This is a genomic window from Natribaculum luteum (genome assembly GCF_023008545.1).
Classification (GTDB): domain Archaea; phylum Halobacteriota; class Halobacteria; order Halobacteriales; family Natrialbaceae; genus Natribaculum; species Natribaculum luteum.
In genome coordinates this window covers 1,693,524-1,720,071 of sequence record NZ_CP095397.1, presented here as the reverse complement: position 1 = coordinate 1,720,071, position 26,548 = coordinate 1,693,524, and the positions used below count along the sequence as shown (strand labels likewise).

Annotated in this window: 28 protein-coding genes; 13 read left to right on the top strand and 15 right to left on the bottom strand. The window is 66.2% G+C overall.

Annotation, left to right across the window (positions count from 1 at the left end; all coding sequences use genetic code 11):
• Nucleotides 1-166 precede the first annotated feature (166 nt).
• The 3 genes from MU558_RS08815 to hisH form a co-directional block, all read right to left on the bottom strand.
• Entirely contained in the window at nucleotides 167-1,102 is a 936-nt protein-coding gene (locus tag MU558_RS08815; protein ID WP_246974406.1) for a DUF1152 domain-containing protein, read from the bottom strand.
• Nucleotides 1,099-1,494, bottom strand: a complete 396-nt coding sequence (locus tag MU558_RS08810; protein WP_246974404.1) for an NUDIX domain-containing protein — start codon at nucleotides 1,492-1,494, stop codon at nucleotides 1,099-1,101. Before MU558_RS08810 ends, MU558_RS08815 begins: the two co-directional genes overlap by 4 nt.
• 63 nt (nucleotides 1,495-1,557) lie before the next feature.
• Nucleotides 1,558-2,220, bottom strand: a complete 663-nt coding sequence (gene hisH / locus MU558_RS08805; RefSeq protein ID WP_246974402.1) for an imidazole glycerol phosphate synthase subunit HisH — start codon at nucleotides 2,218-2,220, stop codon at nucleotides 1,558-1,560.
• A 157-nt stretch (nucleotides 2,221-2,377) separates the two neighbouring features.
• Between hisH and MU558_RS08800 the strand changes: the two genes are divergently transcribed.
• The gene (locus MU558_RS08800) at nucleotides 2,378-2,641 is read left to right on the top strand and encodes a hypothetical protein (RefSeq protein WP_246974400.1); all 264 of its coding nucleotides are present in this window, start codon (nucleotides 2,378-2,380) and stop codon (nucleotides 2,639-2,641) included.
• A gap of 27 nt (nucleotides 2,642-2,668) precedes the next feature.
• On the opposite strand, the gene MU558_RS08795 is transcribed toward MU558_RS08800, so the two are convergent.
• The 3 genes from MU558_RS08795 to MU558_RS08785 form a co-directional block, all read right to left on the bottom strand.
• Nucleotides 2,669-3,265 carry a uracil-DNA glycosylase gene (locus MU558_RS08795; protein WP_246974398.1) on the bottom strand — a complete coding sequence of 199 codons (597 nt, stop codon included), beginning with the start codon at nucleotides 3,263-3,265 and terminating at the stop codon, nucleotides 2,669-2,671.
• Between the two features lie 129 nt (nucleotides 3,266-3,394).
• Nucleotides 3,395-3,967, bottom strand: a complete 573-nt coding sequence (locus MU558_RS08790; RefSeq protein WP_246974396.1) for an endonuclease dU — start codon at nucleotides 3,965-3,967, stop codon at nucleotides 3,395-3,397.
• Nucleotides 3,967-4,140: a DUF5786 family protein gene (locus MU558_RS08785; RefSeq protein WP_246974394.1), complete on the bottom strand. Its 174-nt coding sequence runs from the start codon at nucleotides 4,138-4,140 to the stop codon at nucleotides 3,967-3,969. Before MU558_RS08785 ends, MU558_RS08790 begins: the two co-directional genes overlap by 1 nt.
• 409 nt (nucleotides 4,141-4,549) lie before the next feature.
• Here MU558_RS08785 and pheS point away from each other — a divergent pair, with 409 nt between their 5' ends.
• Both pheS and pheT read left to right on the top strand, forming a co-directional pair.
• Entirely contained in the window at nucleotides 4,550-6,064 is a 1,515-nt protein-coding gene (pheS, locus tag MU558_RS08780) for a phenylalanine--tRNA ligase subunit alpha (protein ID WP_246974392.1), read from the top strand.
• Nucleotides 6,064-7,827, top strand: a complete 1,764-nt coding sequence (pheT, locus tag MU558_RS08775; RefSeq protein WP_246974390.1) for a phenylalanine--tRNA ligase subunit beta — start codon at nucleotides 6,064-6,066, stop codon at nucleotides 7,825-7,827. Before pheS ends, pheT begins: the two co-directional genes overlap by 1 nt.
• A 49-nt stretch (nucleotides 7,828-7,876) precedes the next feature.
• Here the strand turns inward: pheT and MU558_RS08770 are convergent, their stop codons facing one another.
• On the bottom strand, nucleotides 7,877-9,283 hold the full coding sequence (locus MU558_RS08770) for an FAD-binding oxidoreductase (protein ID WP_246974388.1): 1,407 nt from the start codon (nucleotides 9,281-9,283) through the stop codon (nucleotides 7,877-7,879).
• A 209-nt stretch (nucleotides 9,284-9,492) separates the two neighbouring features.
• On the opposite strand from MU558_RS08770, the gene MU558_RS08765 reads away from it, so the two are divergent.
• Nucleotides 9,493-10,293, top strand: a complete 801-nt coding sequence (locus MU558_RS08765; protein ID WP_246974385.1) for an alpha/beta fold hydrolase — start codon at nucleotides 9,493-9,495, stop codon at nucleotides 10,291-10,293.
• A gap of 60 nt (nucleotides 10,294-10,353) precedes the next feature.
• Here MU558_RS08765 and MU558_RS08760 read toward each other — a convergent pair whose 3' ends face one another.
• Entirely contained in the window at nucleotides 10,354-10,551 is a 198-nt protein-coding gene (locus tag MU558_RS08760) for a hypothetical protein (protein ID WP_006111025.1), read from the bottom strand.
• Between the two features lie 233 nt (nucleotides 10,552-10,784).
• On the opposite strand from MU558_RS08760, the gene MU558_RS08755 reads away from it, so the two are divergent.
• The 8 genes from MU558_RS08755 to MU558_RS08720 all read left to right on the top strand — a co-directional run bounded on the left by MU558_RS08755 (nucleotide 10,785) and on the right by MU558_RS08720 (nucleotide 18,060).
• On the top strand, nucleotides 10,785-11,093 hold the full coding sequence (locus MU558_RS08755; protein WP_246974384.1) for a non-histone chromosomal MC1 family protein: 309 nt from the start codon (nucleotides 10,785-10,787) through the stop codon (nucleotides 11,091-11,093).
• 123 nt (nucleotides 11,094-11,216) lie between these two features.
• Nucleotides 11,217-12,023: a prephenate dehydratase gene (pheA, locus tag MU558_RS08750; protein WP_246974382.1), complete on the top strand. Its 807-nt coding sequence runs from the start codon at nucleotides 11,217-11,219 to the stop codon at nucleotides 12,021-12,023.
• Between the two features lie 44 nt (nucleotides 12,024-12,067).
• Nucleotides 12,068-12,526, top strand: a complete 459-nt coding sequence (locus MU558_RS08745) for a peroxiredoxin (RefSeq protein ID WP_246974380.1) — start codon at nucleotides 12,068-12,070, stop codon at nucleotides 12,524-12,526.
• 160 nt (nucleotides 12,527-12,686) lie between these two features.
• Nucleotides 12,687-13,109 carry an Hsp20/alpha crystallin family protein gene (locus tag MU558_RS08740; protein ID WP_246974377.1) on the top strand — a complete coding sequence of 141 codons (423 nt, stop codon included), beginning with the start codon at nucleotides 12,687-12,689 and terminating at the stop codon, nucleotides 13,107-13,109.
• 211 nt (nucleotides 13,110-13,320) lie between these two features.
• Complete coding sequence (locus tag MU558_RS08735; protein WP_246974372.1) at nucleotides 13,321-13,671, top strand: DUF7344 domain-containing protein; 351 nt, start codon at nucleotides 13,321-13,323, stop codon at nucleotides 13,669-13,671.
• Between the two features lie 464 nt (nucleotides 13,672-14,135).
• Nucleotides 14,136-16,976, top strand: a complete 2,841-nt coding sequence (gene leuS / locus MU558_RS08730) for a leucine--tRNA ligase (protein WP_246974370.1) — start codon at nucleotides 14,136-14,138, stop codon at nucleotides 16,974-16,976.
• Between the two features lie 98 nt (nucleotides 16,977-17,074).
• Nucleotides 17,075-17,299 (top strand): DUF7535 family protein, encoded by a 225-nt coding sequence (locus MU558_RS08725; RefSeq protein ID WP_246974368.1) that lies wholly within the window; start codon nucleotides 17,075-17,077, stop codon nucleotides 17,297-17,299.
• Nucleotides 17,296-18,060, top strand: a complete 765-nt coding sequence (locus MU558_RS08720) for a YqjF family protein (protein ID WP_246974366.1) — start codon at nucleotides 17,296-17,298, stop codon at nucleotides 18,058-18,060. Before MU558_RS08725 ends, MU558_RS08720 begins: the two co-directional genes overlap by 4 nt.
• Before the next feature lie 11 nt (nucleotides 18,061-18,071).
• Here the strand turns inward: MU558_RS08720 and MU558_RS08715 are convergent, their stop codons facing one another.
• The 6 genes from MU558_RS08715 to MU558_RS08690 all read right to left on the bottom strand — a co-directional run bounded on the left by MU558_RS08715 (nucleotide 18,072) and on the right by MU558_RS08690 (nucleotide 25,045).
• Entirely contained in the window at nucleotides 18,072-19,064 is a 993-nt protein-coding gene (locus MU558_RS08715) for an ornithine cyclodeaminase family protein (RefSeq protein WP_246974365.1), read from the bottom strand.
• A 163-nt stretch (nucleotides 19,065-19,227) separates the two neighbouring features.
• Entirely contained in the window at nucleotides 19,228-20,904 is a 1,677-nt protein-coding gene (gene thsA, locus MU558_RS08710) for a thermosome subunit alpha (protein ID WP_246974904.1), read from the bottom strand.
• A gap of 199 nt (nucleotides 20,905-21,103) precedes the next feature.
• A complete protein-coding gene (locus tag MU558_RS08705; protein WP_246974363.1) occupies nucleotides 21,104-21,661 on the bottom strand; it encodes a KH domain-containing protein in 558 nt (185 codons plus the stop codon).
• Between the two features lie 405 nt (nucleotides 21,662-22,066).
• Nucleotides 22,067-23,071 carry an arsenic resistance protein gene (locus tag MU558_RS08700; protein ID WP_246974361.1) on the bottom strand — a complete coding sequence of 335 codons (1,005 nt, stop codon included), beginning with the start codon at nucleotides 23,069-23,071 and terminating at the stop codon, nucleotides 22,067-22,069.
• 214 nt (nucleotides 23,072-23,285) lie between these two features.
• Entirely contained in the window at nucleotides 23,286-23,792 is a 507-nt protein-coding gene (locus MU558_RS08695; protein ID WP_246974359.1) for a metallophosphoesterase family protein, read from the bottom strand.
• Between the two features lie 59 nt (nucleotides 23,793-23,851).
• Nucleotides 23,852-25,045, bottom strand: coding sequence for a tryptophan--tRNA ligase (locus tag MU558_RS08690; RefSeq protein ID WP_246974356.1), 1,194 nt, complete (start codon nucleotides 25,043-25,045; stop codon nucleotides 23,852-23,854).
• Nucleotides 25,046-25,347: 302 nt separating this feature from the next.
• Between MU558_RS08690 and MU558_RS08685 the strand changes: the two genes are divergently transcribed.
• Complete coding sequence (locus tag MU558_RS08685) at nucleotides 25,348-25,578, top strand: DUF2061 domain-containing protein (RefSeq protein WP_246974354.1); 231 nt, start codon at nucleotides 25,348-25,350, stop codon at nucleotides 25,576-25,578.
• 66 nt (nucleotides 25,579-25,644) lie between these two features.
• Here the strand turns inward: MU558_RS08685 and rio1 are convergent, their stop codons facing one another.
• A complete protein-coding gene (gene rio1 / locus MU558_RS08680; RefSeq protein WP_246974351.1) occupies nucleotides 25,645-26,508 on the bottom strand; it encodes a serine/threonine-protein kinase Rio1 in 864 nt (287 codons plus the stop codon).
• Nucleotides 26,509-26,548 lie beyond the last annotated feature (40 nt).

Here is a 26,548-nt window from a genome sequence, read left to right as displayed (position 1 = left end):
CTCACTGCTGACGTCTCCGTCCGAACGCGCCACACACTCGAGCGAGCCAGCGATTTCATACTACCGGACAACAGTCAGTGAATCCTCGATCGCGTCTCGACGGCTGCCGCCGCTGGCGACGGCGTCTCGCGTGCGATCGACGGCTGCACCGTGTTGTCCGGCAGTATCAGGACGAGTCGAGTCGTCGCTGCTCGGTCTCGAACTCCGTCTGCAGGCCGAGTTCTCGCAGCGCGTCTGCCGCTGCCTCGAGGCTCTCGGTCCCCCTGACGCGGGCGGCGATCTGCGAGGTCGCCGCGACGGCCGACGGCTCGAAGTAGAACGTCACTGCACTCGCCGGCACGGCCCGCAACGAGACCTCGCCGCCGCGGATCGTCCGGTCGCCGTACTCGCCGCGTGCGGCTTCGACGGGGACGCGACTCGCCTCCGTCTCGACGTGAGCGAGCAGGTCCTCGAGTTCGTCCCGGACGCGTCGGGTGATTCCCCACGCGCCGAGCAACCCGTCGCAGTCGGCGGCGCGGGAAATGCCCGCCTCGAGTTCCTCGGGAGCGAGTTCGCCGTCGCTCCCGTAGCCGACGACGCCCAGGCAGGCGTCGACCTGGAGTTTCTCGAGTGCGACGAGTCCGAGCCCGTCGGTCACCGGGCTCCGGACGCCGGGTTCGTCGCCACGGGCGAGTACGTCGCCGCCGGCGTCGACGCCGACGACGAGGTCGATCCCCAGGCGGTCGCAGGCGTCGTCGATCCCTCCGGTCATCGTCTCGACGCCGTCGCTGATGTCGACGAGCGCGACCTCCTCCCCGAGGTGGCGGGCGACCGCAGTCTCCGAGAACTCGAGGCCGTCGTGAGTCCTGGTCTCGCCGGTCGCGAGGCCGACCGACTCGCTGACCCGCTCGAGGGCGGCCACCTCGTCGAAACTTCGGGGACCCGGGCGGTCGTCTTTCGGCACGGGCTCCCACGCGACGCCGCCCAGCAAGACGTCGAGGCCGTGTGCCTCGAGCAGACGCGCCGTCGGGACGCTCCCCACGACGTCGCCGCTGCCGCCGATGCCGAAGACGAGTGCCGCGTCGTACTCGAAGCAGTCCTCGAGCGATTCGACGCCGTTCATAGCTCTGCGAACGCGTCCCGGACGATCCGTTCGTGGTCGAATCCCATCGCCGGCAAGTCCGCAGGATCGAACGTCGCCACGCGGCGTGCCTCCTCGCGAGGTTCGGGGTCCGCCTCACCCTGCGGGTCACAGCGGTACGCCGCGCTCACGTTCCCGCGGTCGTCCCGGTCGGGGTCGTCGTAGAGGCCGACGAACTCGCGGACGTCGACCTCGAGGCCGACCTCCTCTTCGACCTCCCGCGTACACGCCTCGCGAGCGGTCTCGTCGCGTTCGACCAGTCCGCCCGGCAACACCCAGTGTCCCTCGAACGGGGGGTGGTCACGCTCGAGGAGCAGGACCTCCCCCTCGAGGGGGATCACCGCGTCCGTCGCGAGTGCTCGACGGGTCTCCATGCTCGGTCGTACGTCGCGATCGGACAAAGTGGTACGGCCCTCGTGGTTCGCACTCGAGCGAGCCTACTGGTCCGCACAGAACTGGACGAAGTTCCGCAGGATCTGGAGCCCCGTCTCGCCGCTCTTCTCGGGGTGGAACTGGGTGCCGAAGACGTTGCCCGCCTCGTTGGCGACGACGGAGGGGAACTCGCGGCCGTAGTCGGTGGTCGCGACCGTCGCCGCGTCGTCGTCGGGTTCGGCGTAGTAGGAGTGGACGAAGTAGGCGTACCGGCCGTCGACGCCCTCGACGAGCGGGTGTTCGCGCTCGACCGACAGCTCGTTCCAGCCCATGTGGGGGACCTTCTGGCCCTCCGAGAAGCGCACGTTGGTTCCGGGAACGAGGGCGAGTCCCTCGACGGCCGCGTCGCCGTCGGTCTCGCCCTCCTCGCTCGAGGTGAGCAGCATCTGCATGCCGAGACAGATGCCAAAGAGCGGCTGGCCGCGGTCGGCGACCGCGAGCAGATCTTCGCGGATCGGGTCGGCGTTCTCGACGCCCTCGCGGAACGCACCGACGCCGGGCAGGACGACGCCGTCGGCCGCGTCGAATGCGTCGGGGTCGTCGGTGATCTCGACGGCGGCACCGGCGCGCTCGAGTCCGCGCGTGACGCTGCGGAGGTTCCCGAGCCCGTAGTCGACGACGACGACCTCGGCGAGCGTCTCCTCCGGTGCGGACGTGGTCGTACTCATGTGAGAGCGTGGGGGACGGGGGGGCAAGTGCGTTGCCCTTGGAGAAAGAACCGCGACTCGTGGACGCTCGCGGCGTCCGGAAGGGCGAACGCGAGCGATTCGTCAATCGCCGGTGAATCCCCGACGCTAAAACCCCGCCGCCCGTAGAGCCGTCCGAATGAAGGGTCCAGGCATCCTCTGGATGCTCGAGACTGCGGTCGGGCTGTCGATGGCGGGGCCGATGTTCGTCGTCGGCGTCGACTTCCTCCGGACTGGCCAGCCCGTGGCGGGGATCGGCTTCCTCCTGCTCGGAGCCGTCGCGCTGTTTCTCCCCTCGTATCTCGTCCGCCGGATCGGCGGGCCGCGAGCGTGGATCCGGAGACGGCTCGGCCGAGAGGAGACGCGCCGCTCGAGCGCGCTGGAGCGATTCCGCGACCGGTAAGTGGCGGGTCCGCGTCTGCCGACCGTATCAGAACCCGTCGAGTCGCGTCTGGCCGCTCCCAGAGTCGTCGACGCCGGCGAGGTCCGCCGCCGTCCGGATGGCCGACTCGAAGGTGTCCCGCTGGCTCCGATCGTACAGCGTCGCCGCCGGGTGCACGCAGATCAGCACCCGTCGAGATCGCTCGCCGAGTCGAACCTCCTCGATCGAGCCGGCCTCTTTCGTCACCGCGACCGATCGACCGAGCAGATGTTCGGTCGGCACCTTCCCGAGGGTGACGATCACCTCCGGATCGACGAGATCGATCTCCCGAAGGAGGTAGCCGCGACAGTTCTCGAGTTCGTCGGCGGTCGGATCGCGGTTCTCGGGCGGTCGACAGCGCACGCAGTTGGTGATCCGGACGGCCTCGCGCTCGAGTCCCGCCACCAGCAACTCGTCGTCGAGCACGGAGCCGCTGCGGCCGACGAACGGTTCGCCCTGGCTGTCTTCCTGTGCGCCAGGTCCTTCGCCGACGAACAAGAGGTCGGCGTCGTCGGGGCCGGTTCCGTTGACGATCTGACTTCGCGAGTCGACCAGCGCCGGACACCGGGTGCAGTCGGTGACACAGAGGCCGTCCATCTCTCCCATAGTGGCGTCTCCGTCGGGTCGCTACTACGTGTTTCGGGTCGAGGCGACGGCCTCATGCGGACCGCTGTCCGTCCGTCCCGCAGCGACCGCCCGACGGGACGCTGCGGAAAACAGGGACGGCAGACCGTATCAGCCCTCGAGATCGCGACGGTACGCGTCGCCCGCCCGCGCAGCGAGTCTGGCGACCCGAAGCGGTTCCGGACGCCCACCCTCGGGCGTGAACGCGCGGACGACGTCGGCCGTCTCGCTCGACTCGAGGCCGACCGCGCGCACGTACACCGTCTCGTCGGGCCGTTCGCCGACGCTTACCTCCCGGCGAGGCGGCAGCGACCGGTACAGCGCGAGGCGCTCCTCGAGTTCGTCGCCCGAGAACGCCTCGCGGATGCCGGTCTCGAGACCGTCGCTCGCCTCGAAGGTGACGGCGACAACGGGACGGTCGGCGCGCTGGTGGATCGTCGAAATATCGAGAACGTTGTACCACGCGGGGGCGACGGCCCCGAGGAAGACGTACCGAACGTCTTCGCGAAGCGTGCGATCGACGAGCGAACCGACGGCGTCTGTCGCGTCCGTGCCGCCGACGGTACAGGATGTAAACGAGAGCCCGTCGACGACGCGATCCGCCCGGACGACTGCGGCCGACAGCGTACTCCGCTCGGCGCGATAGGACTCGGCGATACCCAGCGCCCGGACGCCGGGCTTCATCACTCCTCGTCTTTGATCTCTTTGAGGCGGTCGATCAGTTCGTCGCTCGAGGCCCCGTTTTCGAACTCGATCGTGCCCCGGTGGGAGTTTTCTTCGGACTGCACCGCGTCGTCGTCGTCAAAATCGGCGTCGATGTCCTGTTGCTCGGATTCGTCGTAACTTCCGAATCCCATACACTGTCACATACGACCTTGGAAGGGAAAAATCTACGGCCTTTCGTGGTGTTCTCACTCGTATCACTCCACCGAACGCCAGCGAGCGTGCAATCTGAACAGTGCAAGCGGCGGACGCGCAACGCTTTTTACACAGCGTTCCAACCGTTCGCACATGGCACCCGAACCCCACAGCCGGCGTGTCGCTCGAGAGCTACATCTCCCGTCGGGGTTCGGTTTCTTCTTCGCCCGGTAAACCGGGCCGGTGGACCCGCGAGCGCCCACACCGGGCGTTCGCAGCGAAACCGTCCACGCCGAATCGATCGCCGGAGACGTCGCGGGTCGGACTCGCCGTTCGCTCGGCCCTCGAATCGTTTCCGGTGGTATCGGAACCGCTAACTGATCGACCCACAGCCATTGGAGTAAGCGAATGCAACTGCCACACGCACAGGCTGCGGTCGTCGAGACCGCAAGCGCAGACGAGGCACAGTCCGTCGACGACCTCGCTGCGGCGACCGACCTTCCGCCCGAGACCGTCACCGGGGCGGCGTTCGAACTCGAGGAGAAGGGGCTGGTTGCCGTAGACGAGCGAGTCGACGAAACCACGGTACAGACCGACGAGGGGCGCGAGTACGTCGACGAGGGACTCCCCGAAGTGCGCCTCTACGAGGCCGCCGTCGCGGCCGGCGCAGACGACGACCCCGCGCCGATGGGACAGGTCATCGGCGCGTCGGGTCTCGAGGGGCCGCAGGTCGACATCGCGCTGTCGAACTACGCCCGGAAGGGGTACGGCGCGATCGAGAGCGGCGAGATCACCGCCGATCCGGACGCCGACCCGGACGCCGACCCAGAGGCGGAGGCGCTGGCGGCCCTCGCCGAGAGCGACGACGCGAGCGGCCTCGGCGACGACGTCGTGGACCAACTCGAGCGCCGCGACCTCGTCGAGCGCCGCGAGACGACCGTCCGCGAGGTGACGCTGACCGAGCGAGGCGTCACGGAGCTGATGGCGGGCATCGAGACCGCCGAGACGGTCGGCCAGGTGACGCCCGAACTGCTCACGAGCGGCGAGTGGGAGGACGTCGAGTTCGCCGAGTACAACGTCGAGGCCGACGCGGAGCGCGTCGACGGCGGCAAGGTCCACATCCTGCGCCAGACCGCCGAACGGGTCAAAGACGTGCTGGTCGGGATGGGCTTCCAGGAGATGGAAGGCCCCCACGTCGACGCGGACTTCTGGATCAACGACTGCCTGTTCATGCCCCAGGACCACCCCGCGCGCACCCACTGGGACCGATTCGCCCTCGAGAACCCGACCGAGATCGACCACCTTCCGGCGGACCTCGTCGAGCGCGTCGAGCGCGCCCACCGCGAGGGCGTCGGCGAGGACGGCGAGGGGTACCACTCCCCCTGGGACGAGGACTTCGCCCGCGCGCTCGCGCTGCGTGGCCACACCACCTCGCTGTCGGCGCGCTACCTCTCGGGCGAGGAGATCGGCGAGCTAGAGCCGCCCCAGCGCTTTTTCAGCGTCGAGAAGGTGTACCGAAACGACACGCTCGACCCGACGCACCTGCTCGAGTTCTTCCAGATCGAAGGCTGGGTGATGGCCGAGGACCTCTCGGTCCGGGACCTGATGGGCACCTTCGAGGAGTTCTACGCCCAGTTCGGGATCACGGACATCGAGTTCAAACCCCACTACAACCCCTACACGGAGCCGTCGTTCGAACTCTTCGGGACGCACCCGACGACCGGCGAACTCGTCGAGATCGGCAACTCCGGGATCTTCCGGCCGGAGATGCTCGAGCCCCTCGGGGTGGACTGTGACGTGATGGCCTGGGGGCTCGCTCTCGAACGGCTGCTCATGCTGATGTACGGTTTCGAGGACATTCGCGACATCCACGGAACGCTGTGTGACCTACAGCTGCTGCGGGATACGGAGGTGACCTACTGATGCCAACGGTCGACGTCGACCCCGACGAACTACGCGAGCTGACCGGCCACGAGGAGAAAAGCGACGACGAACTGATCGACGACCTGTTCGGGCTCGGCCTCGAGTTCGAGGGCCGAACCGAGGAGGGGACGTTCGAACTCGAGTTCGCCCCCGACCGGCTCGACCGGCTCTCGGTGGAGGGGGTCGCCCGGTCGCTGCGTTACCAGTACGGCGACGTCCGCGGCGTCTCCGTGCCGTCGACGAATTCGCCGGAGTGGACGATCGAGGTCGACGACTCGGTCCCCGACGAACGGCCGTACGTCACGGGTGCCGTGATTCGGGGCGTCGACCTCGACGAGGACGCCCTGGACTCGCTCATCCAGCTACAGGAGAAACTGCACGCGACGATGGGCCGCCAGCGCGCGAAAGGGGCGATCGGGATCCACGACCTGACGATGCTGAAGGGGCGCGATGCGCTACGCGCATCGGATCGGTCGAGTGGCGACGGGCCGCGAGACGGTCCCGCCACGGAGGGCGAGCCGACGATCCGCTACGTCGGCGTCGACCCCGACGGCGACCGGTTCGTTCCGCTCGATTCGGACCAGGAGATGACGCCGGCGGAGGTCCTAGAGAACCACCAGACCGGCGAGAAGTACGCCGATCTCGTGCGCGATTACGACCGCTATCCGGCGATCTACGACGACCTCGGGCTGTTCTCGTTCCCGCCGGTGATCAACGGCCGCCGGACCGAGGTGTCGACCGACTCCCGGGAGCTGTTCGTCGAGATGACCGGCACCGACCAGTGGACGATCGACAAGATGCTGAACGTCGTCTGCTACGCGCTGGCCGCCCGCGGGGCGACGATCGAGGAGGTGACGGTCGAGTATCCGGACGAGGAACTCGTCCGTCCCGACCTCTCGACGAAGACCAAGACCGTCTCCCACGACCGCGTCGAGACGGTCCTCGGGATCGACCTCGACCCGGATGAGGTGATCGACCTCGCCGAGCGTGCGGGACTCGAGGCGACGAGCGGTGAGAACGAGGCAGGGGAGGTCGTCTACGAGGTGACGATCCCGCCGTACCGCGTCGACGTCCTCCACTCCGTCGACGTGATCGACGACCTCGGGCGCGCCTACGGCTTCAACGAACTCGAGCCGAAGTATCCCGACGTGGGCACCGTCGGCGGCCGCCACGAGCGCAGCCGGCTCGAGGACGCCGCGCGGACGCAACTCGTCGGCCTCGGCTTCGAGGACCTGCTGAACTTCCACATGATCAGCGAGGCGGAGAACTACGAGCGCCTCGACCTCGAGGCGGGCGACGACGCCTACGGCGCGGGCGAACCGGCGACGATCAAAGAGCCCTACAGCGAGGACTACACCATGCTCCGGACCTGGGTCCTCCCGTCGCTCTTGATGGTCCTCGAGAACAACACCCACCGGGCGTACCCGCAGAACCTCGCCGAGATCGGCTTCGCGGCCCACGTCGACGAGAGCGAGAACACGAAGGTCGCGGAACGCCGCAGCGTCGGGGCGGTCCTCGCCCACCACGACGCCGCCTACGAGGACGCCAAGGCCAGCCTGCAGGCGCTCGCGCGGAACTTCGAGGTCGACCTCGAGACGCCCCCGACGGAGCACCCGACGTTCATCGACGGCCGTACCGCCGCCGTCGTGATCGATGGCGAGGAGGTCGGCGTGATCGGCGAGGTCCACCCGAAGGTGCTCGTCGAACACGACCTCGAGGTGCCCGTCGCCGCGTTCGAGTTCGACCTCGAGGCGCTTCGCTGATCGCGCGCGGTTGCAGCGAGGCAGCCACGGCGAACGCCGCGGAAGGTCGTCACGGCGACGGCGCTTTCGGCTCGACGTTCTGATTCATCCGGAACAGGTTCGCCGGATCGTACTCCGCCTTGATCTCGGCCAGACGGTCGTAGTTCTGACCGTAGCCGCGCCGCTCCTCGCCTGCGTCTTCGCTGATGAAGTTCACGTACACGCCGCCGGTCGCGTACTGGGCCATCTCGTCGTAGAACTCCCGGGCCCACGAGACGCAGGCCTCGTCGTCAGCGGGGTCTTCCCACCGGGTGTGGACGTTCATCGCGTAGGCCGCGTCGCGGTGGGGGTACGCGGTCGCGTCCGGTGGGACGCGGGCCATCGCGCCGCCGACCTGTCCGAAGAAGATCTCCGTCTGGGGCGTGGGGAGGTTCTTTGCGTACTCGATCGCCGTATCGATCGCCTCGTCCGTGAGTTCGGTGAAGTTGTGCGACTTCCAGTAGTTGCGCGCGCCTGGCTCGAGCAGCGGGTCGAACGCCTGCTGGAACCCCTCGTACGGCTGTGGTTCGACGACGTCCGCGATCGGCTCGTCGAACTCGCGCACGGGCTCGAGGTGGCGCTCACCGTCCGCCACGTCACCCGCGTAGAACGGGACGACGACGGTCACGGTAGTTCCGTGGACCTCCTCGGGGAGGAAGGGGAGCGGCGGGGCCTTCCGGAGCACCACCCAGACCGCCATCTCGTCGGGTGCGTCCTCGTTGACGTCCCGGACGTGTCGAACGACGTCGCGAGCCGCGTCGTGCGGGTAGACGACGAGCCCCGCGAGCACGTCGGGGCCGACCTCGTGGAGGTCGAACTCGAAAGAGGTGACGATCCCGAAGTTGCCACTCCCGCCGCGGATCCCCCAGAACAGGTCGGGGTTCTCCGTCTCGCTCGCGTGGGCGAGGTCGCCGTCAGCCGTCACGAGATCCACGGAACGCAGGTTATCGACCGTCATCCCGTACTTTCGGGTGAGCCAGCCGAAGCCGCCGCCCAGCGTGAGCCCGGCGACGCCCGTCGTCGAGTTGATCCCGAGGGGCGTCGCGAGGCCGAACGCCTGCGTCTCGTGATCGACGTCTGCGAGCGTCGCACCGGGTTCGACGCGGGCCGTCTTCGCCTCGGGGTCGACGCGAACCGACCGCATGGCCGAGAGATCGATCGTGAGGCCGTCGTCGCAGACGGCGTTGCCGGCGATGTTGTGGCCAGCGCCTTTCACCGAGACCAGCAGGTCGTGCTCGCGGGCGAACTCGACCGCCGCGACGACGTCGGCGACGCCGGCGCACCGAACGACGACCGCTGGTCGGCGATCGATCATGCCGTTCCAGACCGCTCGAGCGTCGTCGTACCCGTCGTCGCCGCGCTGGAGCACGTCGCCCCGGGTGCGTGACTCGAGGTCGCTGACTGTACTACCGTCTACCGGGGTTGCGTGAGTCGCCATGGTGATCCCCGATGTTAGTTCGCCGCGAGCAGACATAAATTACTATATATTAAATAGTTGAATAAGATTTCTGTACTATGCAGACAATAGGTTGATACGTAGCGAGATGAAGCCGCCTCGACGAGGAGAGCCGTCTCGCTGTCGATCGCGGAGACTGTCCAGTTTGCCGTCGCACAGGTTCTTGCCGCGGGAGCGCGAGAGAGGCTGTGATGCCGTACGTACAGTGTAACGGGGCGGACCTCTACTTCGAAGACGAGGGAACGGGGGATCCGATCGTCCTCTTGCACGGAGTGATGGCCGGTCTTCGGTTCTTCGAGCCCCAGTTGGCGAACCTGTCGGCGGACTACCGGCCGATCGCACTCGACTTCAGGGGACACGGCCGATCGTCGAAGACGGACCTCGGACACACGGTACCCCAGTACGCCCGCGACCTGAACTCGTTTCTCGAGCAGCGAGCACTCGACGACGTCGTTCTCGTCGGGTGGTCGATGGGTGCACACGTCGCCTGGGAGTACCTCGACCGGTTCGGAACGGAACGGGTGCGAGGGCAGGTGGTCGTCGACATGTCGGCGTCAGCGTTCGAGTGGGACGAGTATCCGCACGGGAGCACCGATCTGGCGCGACTGACGGGGTTGCTCGAACTCGTCCAGACGGATTACGACAGTTCGATCGAGCAACTCGTCGAGTCCGCGTTCGCCGAACCGCCTGCGGGCGAGACGCGGTCGCTCGTGTTCGACGAACTCTCGCGTACGCCGCCGCCGATCAAGAGCGCGATCGTTTTCGATTACACGATGCGAGACTACCGCGACGTGCTTCCGGGGATCGACGTGCCGACGCTCGTCGTCGCCGGCGCGGACGAGAAGTGGCGAACCGTCGCGGCCGTCGAGGACGTCGCCGAACGCCTCCCAAACGCCGACTTCGAGGTCATAGAGGAGTGTGGACACTGCCCGTCTCTCGAGGTACCCGCGCGGTTCGATCGAGCGATAACGAAGTTCGTCGAGTCGTTGTGAGCGGGGCTCACGGCGCGAAGCGAGCGAAAGATACCTGACGGTCGCCGGTCGCAGGTCAACTCAGAATTCGTGTTCTACATCCTCTTCGTCGGCTTTCTGGATGATGATCTTGCCGTCCCGGACGCGGACGAAGACTTCGTCACCGATATCCATGCCCGCGACTGCGAGTTCGTCCTCGTGGAGATTGAGGTGAACGTTGTGATAGTTGCCGTCTTCGTCTTTCGCACCGCTTGGACTCAACTTCTTTTTCCGTACCATCGCGGGATTCTACCACGAACTTCGCCGTAGGATATACTTAAGTGTTTTCTACGCCACGGCGAGTGAGTTCACGTCACACAGGTCGGAGAACCAACGTCGAATCGGCCCGCGGCTAGCAGTGTTGCTGAAAGGTGGCGAGGCGAACGTACTTAAAGATACCGACGCTGGCGGTCGATTTTCGGGGATATCTTTATGTCGGACCCTGTGCTGGTTTGCCATGGAGGGCCAAAACCATGGTACGTGAAGATGGTAAACGAAACTTCGCACTGCGAAGCTCGAGTGGCGAAGAGTCGAGCGTCTTCTCGGGGAACACCCCGAGACAGGCAGCACTGAAGGCGGCTCGACGTCTCGAGCCCGCGCCAAGCGAAGACGACGCAGAGAAGACCGAACTCAGGCTCCGCGAGAAGGGAACCGACAAGGTTCACATCTACGACGGCTGGGCCTGGGAGGAGACTGCACCGGACGACAAACCAGACTGGATGCCGGACGACATCACCGAGGCGAACGTCTCGAAGAAGGGTATCGAACACCTCGACGAGTAGGTTGCGTTCATCGGTGCTTTTCTCTACGACGCGATCCGGACAGCCCCCAGCGTCAGCACTGGGTTGCGCACGATCTGCCACTCTCGACGCGTTTTTGCCTCTCAACCAGCTACGGAATGACACATGACAGCAGTCACCCTCGGACCCGAGGGAACGTACTCCCACCGAGCGGCGCGGGCAGTGGCCGACGAGATCGACTTTCGCCAGTCGGTCACCGCGATCGTCGACGCCGTCGCGAGCGGCGAATACGATCGTGGCGTTATCCCCGTCGAGAACAGCATCGAGGGGAGCGTCACCGAGAGCTTAGACGCCGTCGCCGAGTACGACGTCGCCGTCGTCCGCGAGATCGTCACGCCGATCAGACACGCGCTGCTCGCACAGGGGCCCGCGTTCGAGACGGTCGCCAGCCACTCGCAGGCGCTCGCGCAGTGTCGGTCCTACCTCGAGTCCGAGTACCCCGAGGCCACGCTCGAGGCCGTCGCGAGTACGGCACAGGGGGTCGAACGCGCCAGGGAGGATCCGACGGTGGCGGGAATCGGCCACCCGGACAACGCCGGCGGCGACCTGCGCGTACTCGCCGAGGACATCCAGGACCAGACCTCGAACGCGACCCGGTTTTTCGCGCTCGCACCGGCCGACGAACGCTCCGAAGCCGGCGGGAAGACCTCGCTCGTCGTCTACCCCAACGCGAACTACCCCGGGCTCTTGCTCGAGTTGCTCGTCCCCTTCGCCGACCGGGACATCAACCTCACGCGCGTCGAGTCCCGTCCGAGCGGCGCACGGCTGGGCGACTACGTCTTCCACATGGACGTCGCCGCGGGGCTCTACGAGGAGCGGACGCAGGCGGCGATCGCCGACCTCGAGGAGATAGCGGAGAACGGGTGGGTGCGTCGACTCGGGTCCTACGACACCGAACACGTCGTCGAGTAACCACCACCGCAAACGGTTTCCGTCGGATCCGGGTAGCACCGACTATGCCACGTTCCGAGGGAGAGCCCGCACCGACCGTGACCGCCCGAAACCAGGCCGGCGAGGAGGTGCGACTCACGTTCGACGAACCGACGGTGCTGTACTTCTACCCGCGAGACGCGACGCCGGGGTGTACGACCGAGGCGCGCCAGTTCGACCGCGAACTCGAGACCTACCGCGATGCGGGCGTCGACGTCTACGGCGTGTCGACCGACGACGTGGCGTCACACCGGGAGTTCTGCGACGCGGAGGGACTCGAGTTCGACCTGCTCGCCGATCCCAGCGGGGATCTCGTCGAGTCGTTCGACGTCGACCGCCGGGACGACGCGGCCGCGCGGACGACGTTCGTCCTCGCAGACGGCGAGGTGCAGACCGTCTACGAGCGGGTCGATCCCGACGGCCACGCTCGCGAGGTGTTACTCGACGCCCTCGAGGACGGGCTGGTGTCGCTCCCCGAGGAGTGATACTGATGGCTGTGACTGGGTGCCGACACAACCGCAAGACGGGTCGCGGTTGCGGCGGTAACGACTCACAGCTATCGTTATGACGGCCGCTTTCCGCTCGAGTCGTTTTGTCCACCATTGCCGGGCAGAATTTATCCCGGTCGACGGCGTATCCCGACGTATGCGACGCAATCCGTTCGAGGAACTCGAGGAAGTGCTCGACCGCGTCAGTCGCCAGGTCGAAGAGGGGATGACTCGCGGAACCGGCCTCCCGGTTCCAGGCGACGTCGACGTCGACGTCGCCGATGCAGACGACGAGTACGTCGTCACGGCCGACCTGCCGGGATACGATACCGACGACATCGAGCTGACGCTCTCGGAGGGGTCACTTCGACTCGAAGCGACCCGCGAGGAGGCCGACGAGTACGAAGGGGGGCGGTACATCCGTCGCGAGCGAACCCAGCGGTCGGTGAGCCGGCGGATCCGACTGCCAGAGCCGGTCGCCGAAGACGAGGTATCGGCGTCGTACCAGAACGGCGTGTTGACGGTCCGACTGCCGAAAGAGGCCGGCGGTGAGGACGCGACGCAGATCGACATCGACTGACAACCAGTCACAGCCGCCGTTGTGAGACGGTCGGACGACGGCCAGTGCCCACTCGATCACGGGCCCACGGCTCGTCGCTGACGGCCGTCGCGTGTGATCGACGTGCGACTTCGCCCGACGAGGTAAACATATTGTTCAATACACATAAATGAAAATACACTAAGAAATTAGGGAGGGGGCTTATTTGACCAAACGTCGACGGGTCATTACCATGAGTAGTGACACCGGGTCGACGATCGACGTTGAAGAGCCCAGCAGATCAGTCGCACCAGAACTCCCCCGCCTCTTCGACGCCCTCTCCGACGCTCGCCGTTGTCTCGTCCTGGCGGCGTTGCGATCGACAGACGGACCGATCGCCGAAACGGAACTCGCGAGTCGCGTCCTCGAGTACGAACGGGGGACGTCGATCGGGGAAGGGTGCAGCGAGCCCCGGCAGGTGCACGTGACGCTCCGCCACCGCCACCTGCCGAAACTCGAGGAGTACGGCGTCGTCGACCGTGGAGCGGTCTTCGAGGAAGCCTACGGCGTCCTCGAGAGCGGGTGTGCTGTGCTCGACGAGTGACGACTGATCGGCAGTTCGCATCGATGATGCTCGGCCGGTTCGCTCTCGATACGAGAGGGATCGAGCCCGACAGCCCGGTTCCGTCACTTCTCCCGCTCGAAGGCCTCGAGTAGCACCGTCAGGTGCGTCGCTTTGTCGCGCGACGGATCGAGAACGCCGTCTCGACGACGTCGTCCGCGCGTGCTCCGCTGCCGGGGATCTGTCGTCCATGTCGGGGGAATCTGGCATGGATGAGACAGGGGTTGGGAAAGCAGGCCGACGATAGACTCGCGTCGAGCGTCGGAACAAGGCTGCTTGTACCCGTATTTCGGTGGGTAGCAACACAACTGTTTGTAATGGATTTCCGTAATGTATAGAGAACCTGGAGATCGGTTCGATGTGAGATAGCGGACGAAGCGGCGATTTTACAGGTCCAGTCAGTCAATGTGGTAGTCCTTTTACCCCACCCCGAACTAGTGGGGGACATGAGTTACGACCCGCAGGAACTCGAGGCCGAGTGGCGCGACCGCTGGGCCGAGTCGGGGCGGTACGAGGCCGACCCCGACGAGCGAGACGACGCGACGTTCGTGACGGTGCCTTACCCATATCCGAGCGGTGGGATGCACATCGGCCACGCCCGCACGTACACCGTTCCCGACGTCTACGCACGATATCGCCGCCAGCAGGGCGACAACGTCCTCTTCCCGATCGCCTGGCACGTCACCGGAACGCCGATCATCGGCGCGGTCGAGCGGTTAAAGAAAGGCGAGGAAGAACAGCTCTCGGTCCTGCGAGACACCTACAACGTCCCCGAGGAGACCCTGGAGGACCTCGAGACGCCGATGGGCTTCGCCCGTCACTTCATCGAGGAACACTACAAGAAGGGGATGCGCCAGCTGGGACTGTCGATCGACTGGCGACGAGAGTTTACGACCAACGACGAACGGTACTCGAAGTTCATCACCTGGCAGTACGAGAGCTTACGAGAGCGCGGACTGCTCGAGAAGGGACTGCACCCGGTCAACTACTGTACCAACGAGCAACAGCCTGTCACGACCCACGACCTGCTCGAGGGCGAAGACGCGGAGTTCCAGGAGTACACGCTGATCAAGTTCAGCGACGGCGAGACGGTCTACCCGATGGCGACGCTGCGCCCCGAGACGGTCCGAGGTGTCACCAACGCCTACGTCGACCCCGAGGCGGAGTACGCCCGCGCGGTCGTCGATGGCGAGGAGTGGGTCGTCTCCGTCGAGGCGACCGAGAAGTTCGACCTGCAGGCTCGCGACGTCGAGGTCGTCGAAACGTTCGAGGGAACGGAACTGGTCGGTGAGCGCGTCACGAACCCCGTCACCGACGAGGAGATCGTCGTCGTCCCCGCCGACTTCGTGGACACCGACAACGCGACGGGCGTCGTCATGTCCGTGCCCGCCCACTCGCCCGACGACTGGGTCGCACTCGAGGAGGCGAAAGCGCGCGCCGACGACCTGGCCGAATTCGGCGTCGATCCCGACGAGGTGCGGGCGATCGAGCCCCGCGCGATCCTCACCATCGAGGGCTACGGCGAGTACCCCGCGAGAGACGCCGTCTCCGACCACGACGTCGACTCCTCGAGCGACCCCGCACTCGAGGAGGCGACCCAGGAGCTGTACAACCGCGAGTTCCACCAGGGCGAGTTGATCGAGGAGTACGGCGAGTTCGCCGGCGAGGTGATCGAGGACGTCCGCGACGAACTCAAGGCCCACTACCAGCAACGGGGCGCGTTCGACGTGATGTACGACTTCGCCGAGGAGGTCGTCTGTCGCTGCGGTGGCGACGTCGAGGTCGCCGAACAGGAGACGTGGTTCCTGCGGTACAACGACGAGGAGTGGCGCGAGAAGACTCACCGCGCCGTCGACCGGCTCGACGCCATCCCCGAGAACACCCGCGAGCAGTACGACCACACCATCGAGTGGCTCGAGGAGTGGCCCTGCATCCGCAACTACGGGCTGGGAACGCGCCTGCCGTGGGACGACGAGTTCGTCATCGAGCCCCTCTCGGACTCGACGATCTACATGTCCTACTACACCATCGCCCACCGGCTGCAGGACGTCCCGCCGGAGGAGATGGACCGGGCGTTCTTCGACACGCTGTTCTACGGCACGGACGCCGTGGACGACCCGAACGAGCGCGCACTCGAGTTGCGCGAGGAGTGGGACTACTGGTACCCCGTCGACTATCGGTGTTCGGGCAACGACCTGATCTCGAACCACCTCACGTTCTTCCTCTACCACCACGCCGAACTCTTCTCCGAGCCGAAGTGGCCCGAGGGGATCACCGTCATGGGTATGGGGCTGCTCGAGGGCGAGAAGATGAGCTCCTCGAAGGGCCACGTCGTCCTGCCCGACGAGGCCATCTCGGAGTACGGCGCGGACACCGTCCGCTTTTTCCTGCTCAACAGCTCCGAGCCGTGGCAGGACTACGACTGGCGCGCCGAAGAAGTAGGCGCGACTCGCGACCAGCTAGAGCGGTTCTGGAACCGCGCGGTCGAGATCATCGACGGACCGGAAGGCGAACGCGAGCTAGAACGGGTCGACCGCTGGCTGCTCGCGAACCTCCAGGAGACTGTCCGGGAGGCGACGGCGGCGATGGACCGCTTCGAGACCCGGAAGGCGAGCCAGACCGCGTTCTACCGGTTCGAGGAGTTCCTGAAGTGGTACCGACGACGCGCCGACCTCGAGCGCCCCGGCGCGCGCTGGACCCTGCGGACGGTCCTCGAGACGCGGCTGCGCCTGCTGGCCCCGTTCGTGCCGTTCATGGCGAACGAACTCCACGAGCGGCTGACGGGCGAGCCCGCCGAGGACGTCCCGTGGCCCGAGCCGGTCCCCGAGTTCGACGATCCGGCCGTGATCGCCGAGGAGGACCTCGTCGAGGACCTCGTCGAGGACGTTCGCGACATCGTCGACGTGACCGACACCGATCCCGAGACGATCCGGGTCTACGCGGCCGCCGACTGGAAGCGCGACGTCTTCGAGACGGTCGTCGACGTCGGCCCGAATCAGGGACAGGTGATGGGCGAGGTCATGCAAGACGAACAGCTGCGCGAGAAAGGCGACGCCGTCAACCAGCTCGTCGGCGACCTCGTCTCGTTCGTCCGCGAACGCGACGAGGAGAGCCTGGAGACGCTCGCGGAGATCGACGAGATGACGGTGTACGAAGACGCCGCCTCGTTCCTCGCCGACGAGTTCGACGCCGACGTCGAGGTCTACGCCGAGGACGGCGACCCAGTCGACCCCGCCGACAAGGCCCGTCACGCCCAGCCGTTCCGTCCGGCGATCCACCTCGAGTAGGTCGTCGCGTTTCGGCTCGGGACGCCGCCCCGTCCGGCGTTCACAGCACCTGACAGACGCCTGTGTCCTTTATTGCCGCGTTCGCCGTGGACACCAGTATGAGCCGCGCGGATGCCGACGAGGACGAGTCGAAGGCGAAGCGAGCGTTGCGTACGGTCACTCCGTCGTACAGCGGCCGGCCGAACGTCGAGATGGACGTTATCGGGTGGAGCATCCTGCTCGGCATGATCCTCGTTCTGTTGCCCATGCTGCCGTTTCTCGTCGCGCTCTGGCTGCTCGGCAAGCTCCTCGACGCACTCACTCGAAGCCCGGGCACAGAATGACCTCCACGCGAGAACGACCGCGGATCGAACGCTGGCGATCGAGGGCACGACCGTCGGCGACGCCGCGAACTCCACACCTCTTCGCGATGACGTGGCGAGACGGGCTGTTCGCACACTGGCCCGTCGATCCCGATCGGCTGCGACCACACGTGCCGGAGCCGCTCGAGCTCGACACGTACGACGGGACCGCGTGGGTGAGCGTCCTGCCGTTCGTCCTCGCTCGAGTCGGCGTCCGCGGGTCGCCCGCAATGTTTCGGCTCGCGTTTCCGGAACTCAACGTCCGAACCTACGTCCGATACGGGGACGACGCGGGACTGTTCTTCTTCGACGTCGAAGTCGGAAGCGCGTTCGTCGCGAGCGCGATCGGCCGGACGACCCGACTGCCGGTGTACCGCGCCCGGATGCACGTCGCGGGTACCGACGGCCGCGTCGCGTTCTCGAGTTCGCGCCCCGACGCCGACGACCTCGCCCGGTTTTCGGCGACGTACCGACCCGACGGACCGGTCTCCCACGCCGAACCCGGCTCGCTCGAACACTGGCTTACCGCGCGTCGTCGCTTCTACGCACCTCGAGACGGGAGCGTGTTGACCGCCGAAATCGCCCACGCGCCGTGGCCACTCCAGCCCGCCGCGGTGACGATCCACGAGAACACGCTCCTCGAGGCCAACGGGCTGCCGGAGCCAGAAGGCGAGGCGATCTACCAGTACTGCGGCGAACTCGAGATGACAGGGTCGATCGCGCGTCGAATCCGCGACCGGTAAGGAGAAAGGCGTTACTCGTCGACGCCGACGAGATCGAACGGCGAGCCGTTACCTTCGTCTGCGGCCTGGGCGTAGACGACGTGGGCGGCGGCGACGTCCTGGATCGCCAGCCCGGTCGAGTCGAAGACGGTGACGCCGGTCTCGGCCGTGCGGCCCTCGCGCTCGCCGACGACGATCTCGCCGATTTCGGCGTCGATGTCCTCGTCGGTGAGGACGCCCTCGGCGTAGGGGACGTTGATCTCGCCGGAGTGGGTACACTGCTCGTGGTCGTCGATGACGACCGTCGCCCCGAGGAGGAGATCGTCGGCGAGTTCGTGTTTGCCCTCGGCGTCGGCACCCATCGCGTTGACGTGGGTGTGTTCGCCGACGTCGTCCGGACTGACGATGGGGTCTTCGACGGGCGTCACCGTCGAGAGGACGTCGCAGTGGCCTGCCTCGGCGATCGACCCGCCGCGGACGTCGAACTCGTCGCCGTAGGCGTCGACGAACCGCTGGACGCGCTCGTCGTCGACGTCGCTGACGACGACCTCCTCGATCGGTCGGACCTCGGCGATGGCCTCGAGTTGCGTGTACGACTGGACGCCGGCACCGACGATCCCCAGACTCCGGGCGTCCTCGACGGCGAGGTGGTCGGTGGCGACCGCGGCGGCGGCACCGGTCCGTTTCATCGTCAGCGCCGTCCCGTCGATGATCGCGAGCGGGAACGCCGTCTCGGGATCGGAGTAGATCATCGTCCCCATCACCGTCGGGAGGTCGTGGTCGGCGGGGTTGTCCGGGTGGACGTTGACCCATTTCAGCCCCGCGGCGTCCCACTCGCCCGCGTCCAGGTACGCGGGCATCGACCGGAAGTCGCCGTTGTACTGGGGCAGTTCGATGTAGGACTTCGCCGGCATCTGTGCGTTGCCGTGCTCGTAGGCGGCGAAGGCGTCCTCGATCGCCTGGATGACGTCCGCCATCCGAGTGTTCTCGTCAACGTCGTCGCTGTCCAGAAGTAGCGTCTTCATGCTGGCGAATATTGCGGCCGAGCACTTAGTTTATCTGAATACCGAGTCGTGCTCGCGTCGCGACGTCGACGCTCGAGTCGGAGACAGCGGGTCGAAAAAACGAATCGATCGAGAACGAACGGTCGGCGAGTACGGCAGTCGGGCAGTCTGGTAGCGGCCGATCTTACATCGCGCCGCCCATGCCGCCCATGCCGCCCATACCGCCCATGCCGCCGCCCATACCACCGGGGCCGCCGGCGGGCATGTCGTCGTCATCGTCGTCGCCGGTCTTGCCGCCTTTGAGTTCGCCGGCGGCGATGACGTCGTCGATGCGAAGCAGCATGACGGCGGCCTCGGTGGCCGATTCGATCGCCTGGGTCTTCACGCGCAGGGGCTCGTAGACGCCCTCGCCTTCCATGTCGATGACGTCGCCGGTGTAGGCGTCGAGGCCGGCACCCGTCTCCTCGGCGTCGTGTTCGCTGCGCAGTTCGACCAGCGAGTCGATGGGGTCCAGCCCGGCGTTCTCCGCGAGGGTGCGCGGGACGACCTCGAGGGCGTCGGCGAACGCCTCGATGGCCAGCTGCTCGCGGCCACCGACGGAGTCGGCGTAGTCACGCAGCGCGAGCGAGAGTTCGGTCTCGGGTGCGCCGCCGCCAGCGAGCACTTTGCCGTCCTCGATCGTCGTGCGGACCACGCCCAGCGAGTCCTCGATGGCGCGGTCGACCTCATCGATGACGTGCTCGGTGCCGCCGCGGAGGATCAGCGTGACGGCCTTGGCGTCCTCGACGTCCTCGACGAAGATGCGCTGGTCGCCGCCGACGTCGCGCTGAGCGACGTTACCGGCGAAGCCGAGGTCGTCCTCGGTGATGTCGTCGACGCTCGAGACGGGCGTCGCGCCGGTGGATCGGGCGATACGGCTGGCGTCGGAGGACTTGACGCGACGGACCGCGAGGATGCCCTCCTGGGCGAGGTAGTGCTGGGCCATGTCGTCGATGCCGCCGTCGACGAAGACGACGTCCGCACCGACGTCGACGAGTTCGTCGACCATCTCCCGGAGCTGGGCCTCTTCCTGGTCGAGGAACTGCTGGAGCTGGTCGGGATCGGTGACGTTGACCTCGGCGTCGATCTCGGTCTCTTTGATCTCGAGCGCGTCGTCGACGATCGCGACCGACGCGTCCTCGACGAAGTAGGGCATGTTCTCGGAGACGCGCTCCTTGTCGACGATGACGCCCTCGACGAGTTCGGACTCGTCGATCGAGCCGCCGACGACCTTCTCGACTTTGACGTTGTCCGTGTCGATGCCGTCGTCGTCGGCGACCGTCCGGACGGCGTCGACGACGAGGTCGGACAGCAGGTCCTTGGCGTTCTCGGCACCCTTGCCCGTCATCGCCGTGGCGGCGATCTGGGTGAGGATCTCGGTGTCGTCCTCGTCGACCTCGATCGCGATCTCCTCGAGGGCCGCCGTGGCCTCTTCGGCGGCCTGGCGGTACCCCTTCGCGAGGGTAGAGGCGTGGATGTCCTGCTCGAGGAGGTCCTCGGCACGCTTGAGCAGTTCGCCGGAGACGACGACGGCCGAGGTGGTGCCGTCACCGACCTCGTCCTCCTGGGTCTCGGCGACCTCGACGATCATGTTGGCCGCCGGGTGGTCGATGTCCATCTCCTTGAGGATGGTGACGCCGTCGTTCGTGACGACGACAGAGCCCGTCGAGTCGACGAGCATCTTGTCCATCCCTTTCGGGCCGAGTGTCGTCCGTACGGCTTCGGCGACGGCCTTGCCGGCCGTAATGTTCATCGACTGTGCATCCTTTCCGGAGGTTCGCTGGCTCTCCTCCGAGAGAACGATGAGGGGCTGGTTGCCCATCTGTTGTGCCATTGTAAGAGAGAGATTGATTGCTATTCTATATAAATTTTTTGGTGTCTGGAGAGACGAATCGCCGCACACGGCCGTCGTCGACTCGAGAGAGATCGATCGTCGACCGGTTATTTATACTGGAAAAACGGCACGTCGTCGAGGACCGGGGCGCAGAGAGACGATTCGAGTCGAGACAGTGTGAGGCGGACTACGAGTTGCCGCCGGGGAAGCGGTGGTACTGCATCCCCTGGTGTTTCATCTCGTTGTGTTTCTCTTCGAGGAACGAGTAGACCGCGCCGTGGGGAGCCCCGTCGAGCAGCATCTCGGCGGCGCTGCGGACGGCGTCGACCTGCGGCGGCGTGCCGATGATCCCCAGCGTCGAGCCGTAGATGACGACCGAGGCTCCCGAGAGCTCTTCCATGAGTTCGCGAGTGCGGCCACCCTCGCCGATCAGCCGGCCCTTCTGTCGTTTCATGTCGTTTTTGTTGCGCGAAGCGGCGTCGATGTCGACGACGTCGAACAGCATCATGTCGTCCTCGAGCAGCCGCAGCGCTTCTTCTGGCGGGAACCCACGTCCGATCGCGCGGACGATCTCGGGACCCTTGAGGCCGCGAACGGGGTCGCCGACGGTCTCGACGGCGACGGAACCGTTCTCAGAATCGATGTCGAGTCGCACTTCAGCTTCCGCCTCGATCTCGCGCATCGTCTCGCCGCCCTCGCCGATGAGGGCCCCGACGCGGTCCTGCGGAATCTTCACGTGTTGCATGTACTCGAGTACTGGCTCAGCCAGTTTAAGGCCTTGGTCCGCACTCGACGCTCGGGCTGTGGCGCGCTAGCAGGCGGCTACGAGCGAGATCTGGGACGCCACTCGTCACGCGTCGGTCTCGAGGACGGACCGAAACCGGACCGACTCCGACAGCGTGTCGAGAATCGCGACGGTCCGATCGTCGGTCGGCATCCCCGAGCAGCCGGACGCCTCCCCTGGTGTGATAATGATGGCTGTGACTGGTTACCGACGCAACCGCAAGACGGTTCGCGGTTGCGGCGGTAACGACTCACAGCTATCGTTATGAAGCCGCGACCGATCGCACGGGCGATCACGCCTCCATGTACTTGTGCGGGTCGTTCACGGACGCTGTCGGCGATCAAAAACGGGGCAGATCCGAGTCCGTCAGCGCAGCGTGGCGATCACGTCCCGGACCGAGCGCCCGTCGTCGACGACGTCGCGACGATACTGCATGTACGCCGCCCCGAGGGGCGGCTGGAGGAGGTACGCGAGCGCGATCGGCAGCACCGCCTCGACCGGCGGAAACCCCGGTGCTGCGGCGATCGCGAGTGCGATCGAGAGGTTGCGCATGTTCGTCGCGTAGACGAGGGAGACGGCTCGCGAGGAGTCAAACAGGCGGCGACCGACGACCGAACCGGCCCCGAGGACGATGGCGTAGAAGACGACCAGCGGAACGATCACGGCGAACGACGCGATCGGGTCGGCGAGGATGCTCTCTGATCGCATCGCCATCGCGACGAACACGATCGTCACGACCCCGAAAGAGCTCAGTCCGCCGAACGTCGGTTTGAGTCGCCTGAATCCGTCCGATCCGTACTGGCGGAGCAGCCCCCACCTGGTGACAGCCCCGGCAACCATCGGGAGCACGATGATCATCGCGAGCTGTCTGTACAGCGCCGCCGGCTCGAACCCGACGTCCGCGCCGACCAGCACCGACAGATACGCCGGCAGGATCGCCACGGCCGCGAGGAGATTGACCGACATCGCCACGAGCGCGCCCTCGAGATCCCCGCCCGCCAGTCCGGTCCAGGCGGCGGTCATCCCCGAGGTCGGGATCAGCGCGATGAAGTACAGACCGACGGCGTAGTGGGGGTCCCCGGCGAAGAACAGCCGGGCAAGTCCGACGGCCACGATCGGTGCGAGCCCGAAGTTCAGGACGAGGCTCGCACCGACCAGCCCCGCGTGCCGACGGATCTTCAACAGCTCTCGCAGGTCGAGGTTGATCATCATCGGGTAGACCATCAGAAAGAGAATCGGCACGACAGCCGCCTTCAGGGCGCTCTCGACGCCGGGCCCGAGGAACTGTCCGCTCACGAGTCCGACGACGATCGCGAGGACGACTGCAGGGACGAGATTCGCCTTGATACGCTCCAGAACGCTGGTGATCATACTGACGATAGCAGTATAGCTCGAGTAGAACAAAACTACCCCGGTAGAAACGAATATGAGTAAGCTTTCGGGCCAGTTTAGAGCGCGTTACGGAATATTACCGGATACAGTTATGTACTTCTTGTACAATATCACGTGGCCGACCTCGCCTGGTCCGCGTTTCCGTCACCCGGATCGCGTGCCGTCGGAACGCGCCGAGAAGAGTCCACCCCCGCTACTCCTCGAGGACAGACCGGAACCGGACCGACTCCGACAGCGTATCGAGAATCGCGACGGTCCGGTGGTCGGCCGGAACGGTCGGGAAGTGTGCACCGGGGTTGACGACCGTCGTCCGTCCGTCGGTCTCGTGTTCGCGCTCGTGGTGGTGCCCGTAACAGACGTAGTCGTACGTTTCTCCGTCGGCGAGCGCGCGCACTTCCGCGAGCGATTCCCCGTGGAGGACCGCCATCGAGAGGCCGTCGAACTCGAGGTCGGCGAACCGGCCGTGGAGTTCGCTTCCGGTCCCGAGTGCGTCGAACGCGGCCTCGAGACCCGCGATCTCGCCGTCGTTGTTGCCGAGGACGCCGTGGAGTTCGAAGCCCTCGAAGGCGTCGATCACCGGCGGGGCGACGAAGTCGCCACAGTGGACGATCACCTCGACGCCTTCCTCCTCGAAGACGTCCGTCGCCGCTCTGGCCGCCTCGACGTTGTCGTGAGTGTCCGCGACGATTCCGACGTGCATGGTTCCTCGCGCGTCGGCGAGACACAAGAGCGTTCTGGCGATCGCGGGTTCGGACGGGGTCAGGGGACTCGAGGAACTCCCGCCGTCTCGAGTGCCCGCCGCCGTTCGTCGTCGGTGAGCCGGTAGGGTTCGAGTTCGACAGCGAGGTCGCCGAGGTCGGCCCGGCGGCGCTGGTGGTCGGCCAGGAAGTCGGTGATCCGCTCGATGGCGAGTTCCTTCAGTTCGCCGCTGAGGAGGTCGCCTTCGCGGTAGTCGGCGGCGATGCGCTCGAGGTCGTCGTCGTCGGGTTCGAAGAAGAATCGCAGGTACTGGAACGGGACGTCGACGGTCGGATCACCGCCGCGTTCGCGGTGTTCCTCGAGGCTGGCCCGGCCGCCGGTGTAGGCGTGACGGCGGATCGTCTCGGCGACGGTCTCGGGGTCGTCGGTGAGTTCGATCGACGGGGCGTCGCCGGACGAACTCATCTTGCCCGGACCCTCGAGGCTCGGGAGGAAGCGTCCGAGTAGCGCACCCGGTTTCTCGACCGGCAGCGCCTCCTTCGCCGCGACGTCGCGACAGACCCGGACGTGGGGATCCTGGTCGACTGCGATGGGGACGAGGGTGGGCTGACGGCCCGCCACGAGCTGGGGGAGCAGGAGGTGGGTCGCCTGTACGGCCGGGTAGAACTGCAGACCGACGGTGTCCGTCTCGCCGTAGACCGCCTCGACGGTCGCCGGCGTGAGGTGGTTCGCGAGCCGAACGGCGATCGGGTAGACGACGTCCGCGTCGGCCGTGTCGACGACGATCCGGGTCCGTTCGGGGTCGAAGCCCACCGCGAGGACGTCACGGAGGTTCTCGCGTGCGTGCTCGCCGATCGCCTCGAACGACTGGTCTTTCGCGAGGAACTTCTCGTCGTCCGAGAGCGGGACGTAGACCGTCGCCCCCGTCTCCCGCTGGAGTCGTCTCGCGAGATACAGCGGGAGGACGTGCCCGAGGTGCATCGGGCCCGAGGGGCCGCGCCCGGTGACGACCGCGTGGGGGTCGCCGGACTCGGCCGCCTCGAGGTACCGGTCGACGTCCCGGCCGGCGTAGAAGGTCCGACGGCGGACCAGCGGGTGATCGGGGAAGCGAGCGACCTGCTCGTCGGTCAGCGGGTCGGCACCGAAGCGCTCGAGCAGTTTCTCGTAGTCGACCTCGCCGGCAACGGCGTAGGGCGTGACGGTGAAGTCGGCGTCGGTCGCGTGCGATTCGGTCGTGGATTCGGTGTCAGTCATACTGGGGAAGCGTCTCGAAGCAGTGGCTGGAAGGCGATTCACGCGAGAACGAGGGAGCATCGCCGTCGCGCCCGCCGGGTTAGGCCGCGTCGTGCGCGGCGACGACACTGTCCGCTCTCGAGACGGCGTGCCAGCGCCACCGGAGAGCGGACGTCATCGAGTTGACGTCGGCGTGCCGATCCAAAGAACGTTTCGGCAACCGAGGGCGACGCCCGCCGATCATGCAAGTCGTAACCAGTATCGGTTTACTGAGCCGTACAATAAACCATTATTAATTATTTGATCGGCGTTGTATCGATACCATGGTCGTTACACGGCTCCTCACGCGCTCCCCCCACCAGGAGCGGACCCGGGCACTCGTCAAGACAGTGCTGTACCGGGCGTTCATGGTGGTGATCACCGTCGCCGTCGCGTGGCTGGTGACGGGAAGTACGGGCGACGCCGTGAGCATCGGCCTCGCGACGAACCTCCTGAAGACGGGGACCTACTACGTCTACGAGCGCGCCTGGGATCACATCTCCTGGGGCGTCTAGTCGACCGATCGCGACGCAACTCCGACGCGAGGACTCGAGAACTCTCGATCGCCGTCGCGAGAGCAGTCAGTCGCGAGAGGGATCGGGGTCGGGGCTCGTGACGAACTCGAGTAACTCCTCGCCGCTTACGTCCAGTCCCTGCCTCGAGAAGAAGTTCGCCACGTTCCGGCAGTCCCGCTCCAGGAAGTCGCGACTGTTGGGGTGGTGGACCGTCACCGCCTGCCCGAGGTCGATCACGACGAGTTGGCCCTCGTGGAAGACGACGTTGTACTCGCTCAGGTCGCCGTGGATCAGCCCGGCCGAGTAGAGCCGGCGCATGTACTCCCGGAGCACCTCGTAGGCGGTCTGGGGGTTCTCGACGTGGACCTCGCCCAGCCGCTTCGCCCGCCCCTCCTCGTTGCCGATGTACTCCATCACGAGGACGTTACGCTCTGCAGCGATCGGTTCCGGGACGCGAACGCCCGCACGCTGGGCTCGTTCCAGGTTCGCGAGTTCCTTCTTGACCCACGCGAGGACGACGTCTTTTTTCTTTCCGCCGAGCCCCTCGAAGCGGGGGTCGCCCTCGAGGTAGTCGCGCATCTGCCGGAAGTTCGAGGCGTTGATCCGGTAGATCTTGACGGCGACCTCGCGGTCGTCGCCGAGCGCGTGGTAGACGTTGGCCTCCTTGCCCGTGGAGATCGGCCCGCCGAAGGCCTCGACGTGGCCGTCCTGGACGAGCTTGTACAGCGCCGCGAACGTCGCGTCGTCGAACACCGACTGTTCGACCTTGAACTGGTCTGCGTCCTTGATCCGCTCTTCGAACTGTTCGAACTCCCGGTCGCGCTTGCGGGCGATGCGATCCGCCTCCGTATCGGAGACGTCGATCTCTTCCCACTCGTCGCCGGGGGTGTCGGCTTGCTCGAGGTCTACCAGCCCGAACTCGTCTGCCATCTACGGGACAGTAGGGAGCCAGACGGGTAAAGTGCTGGGT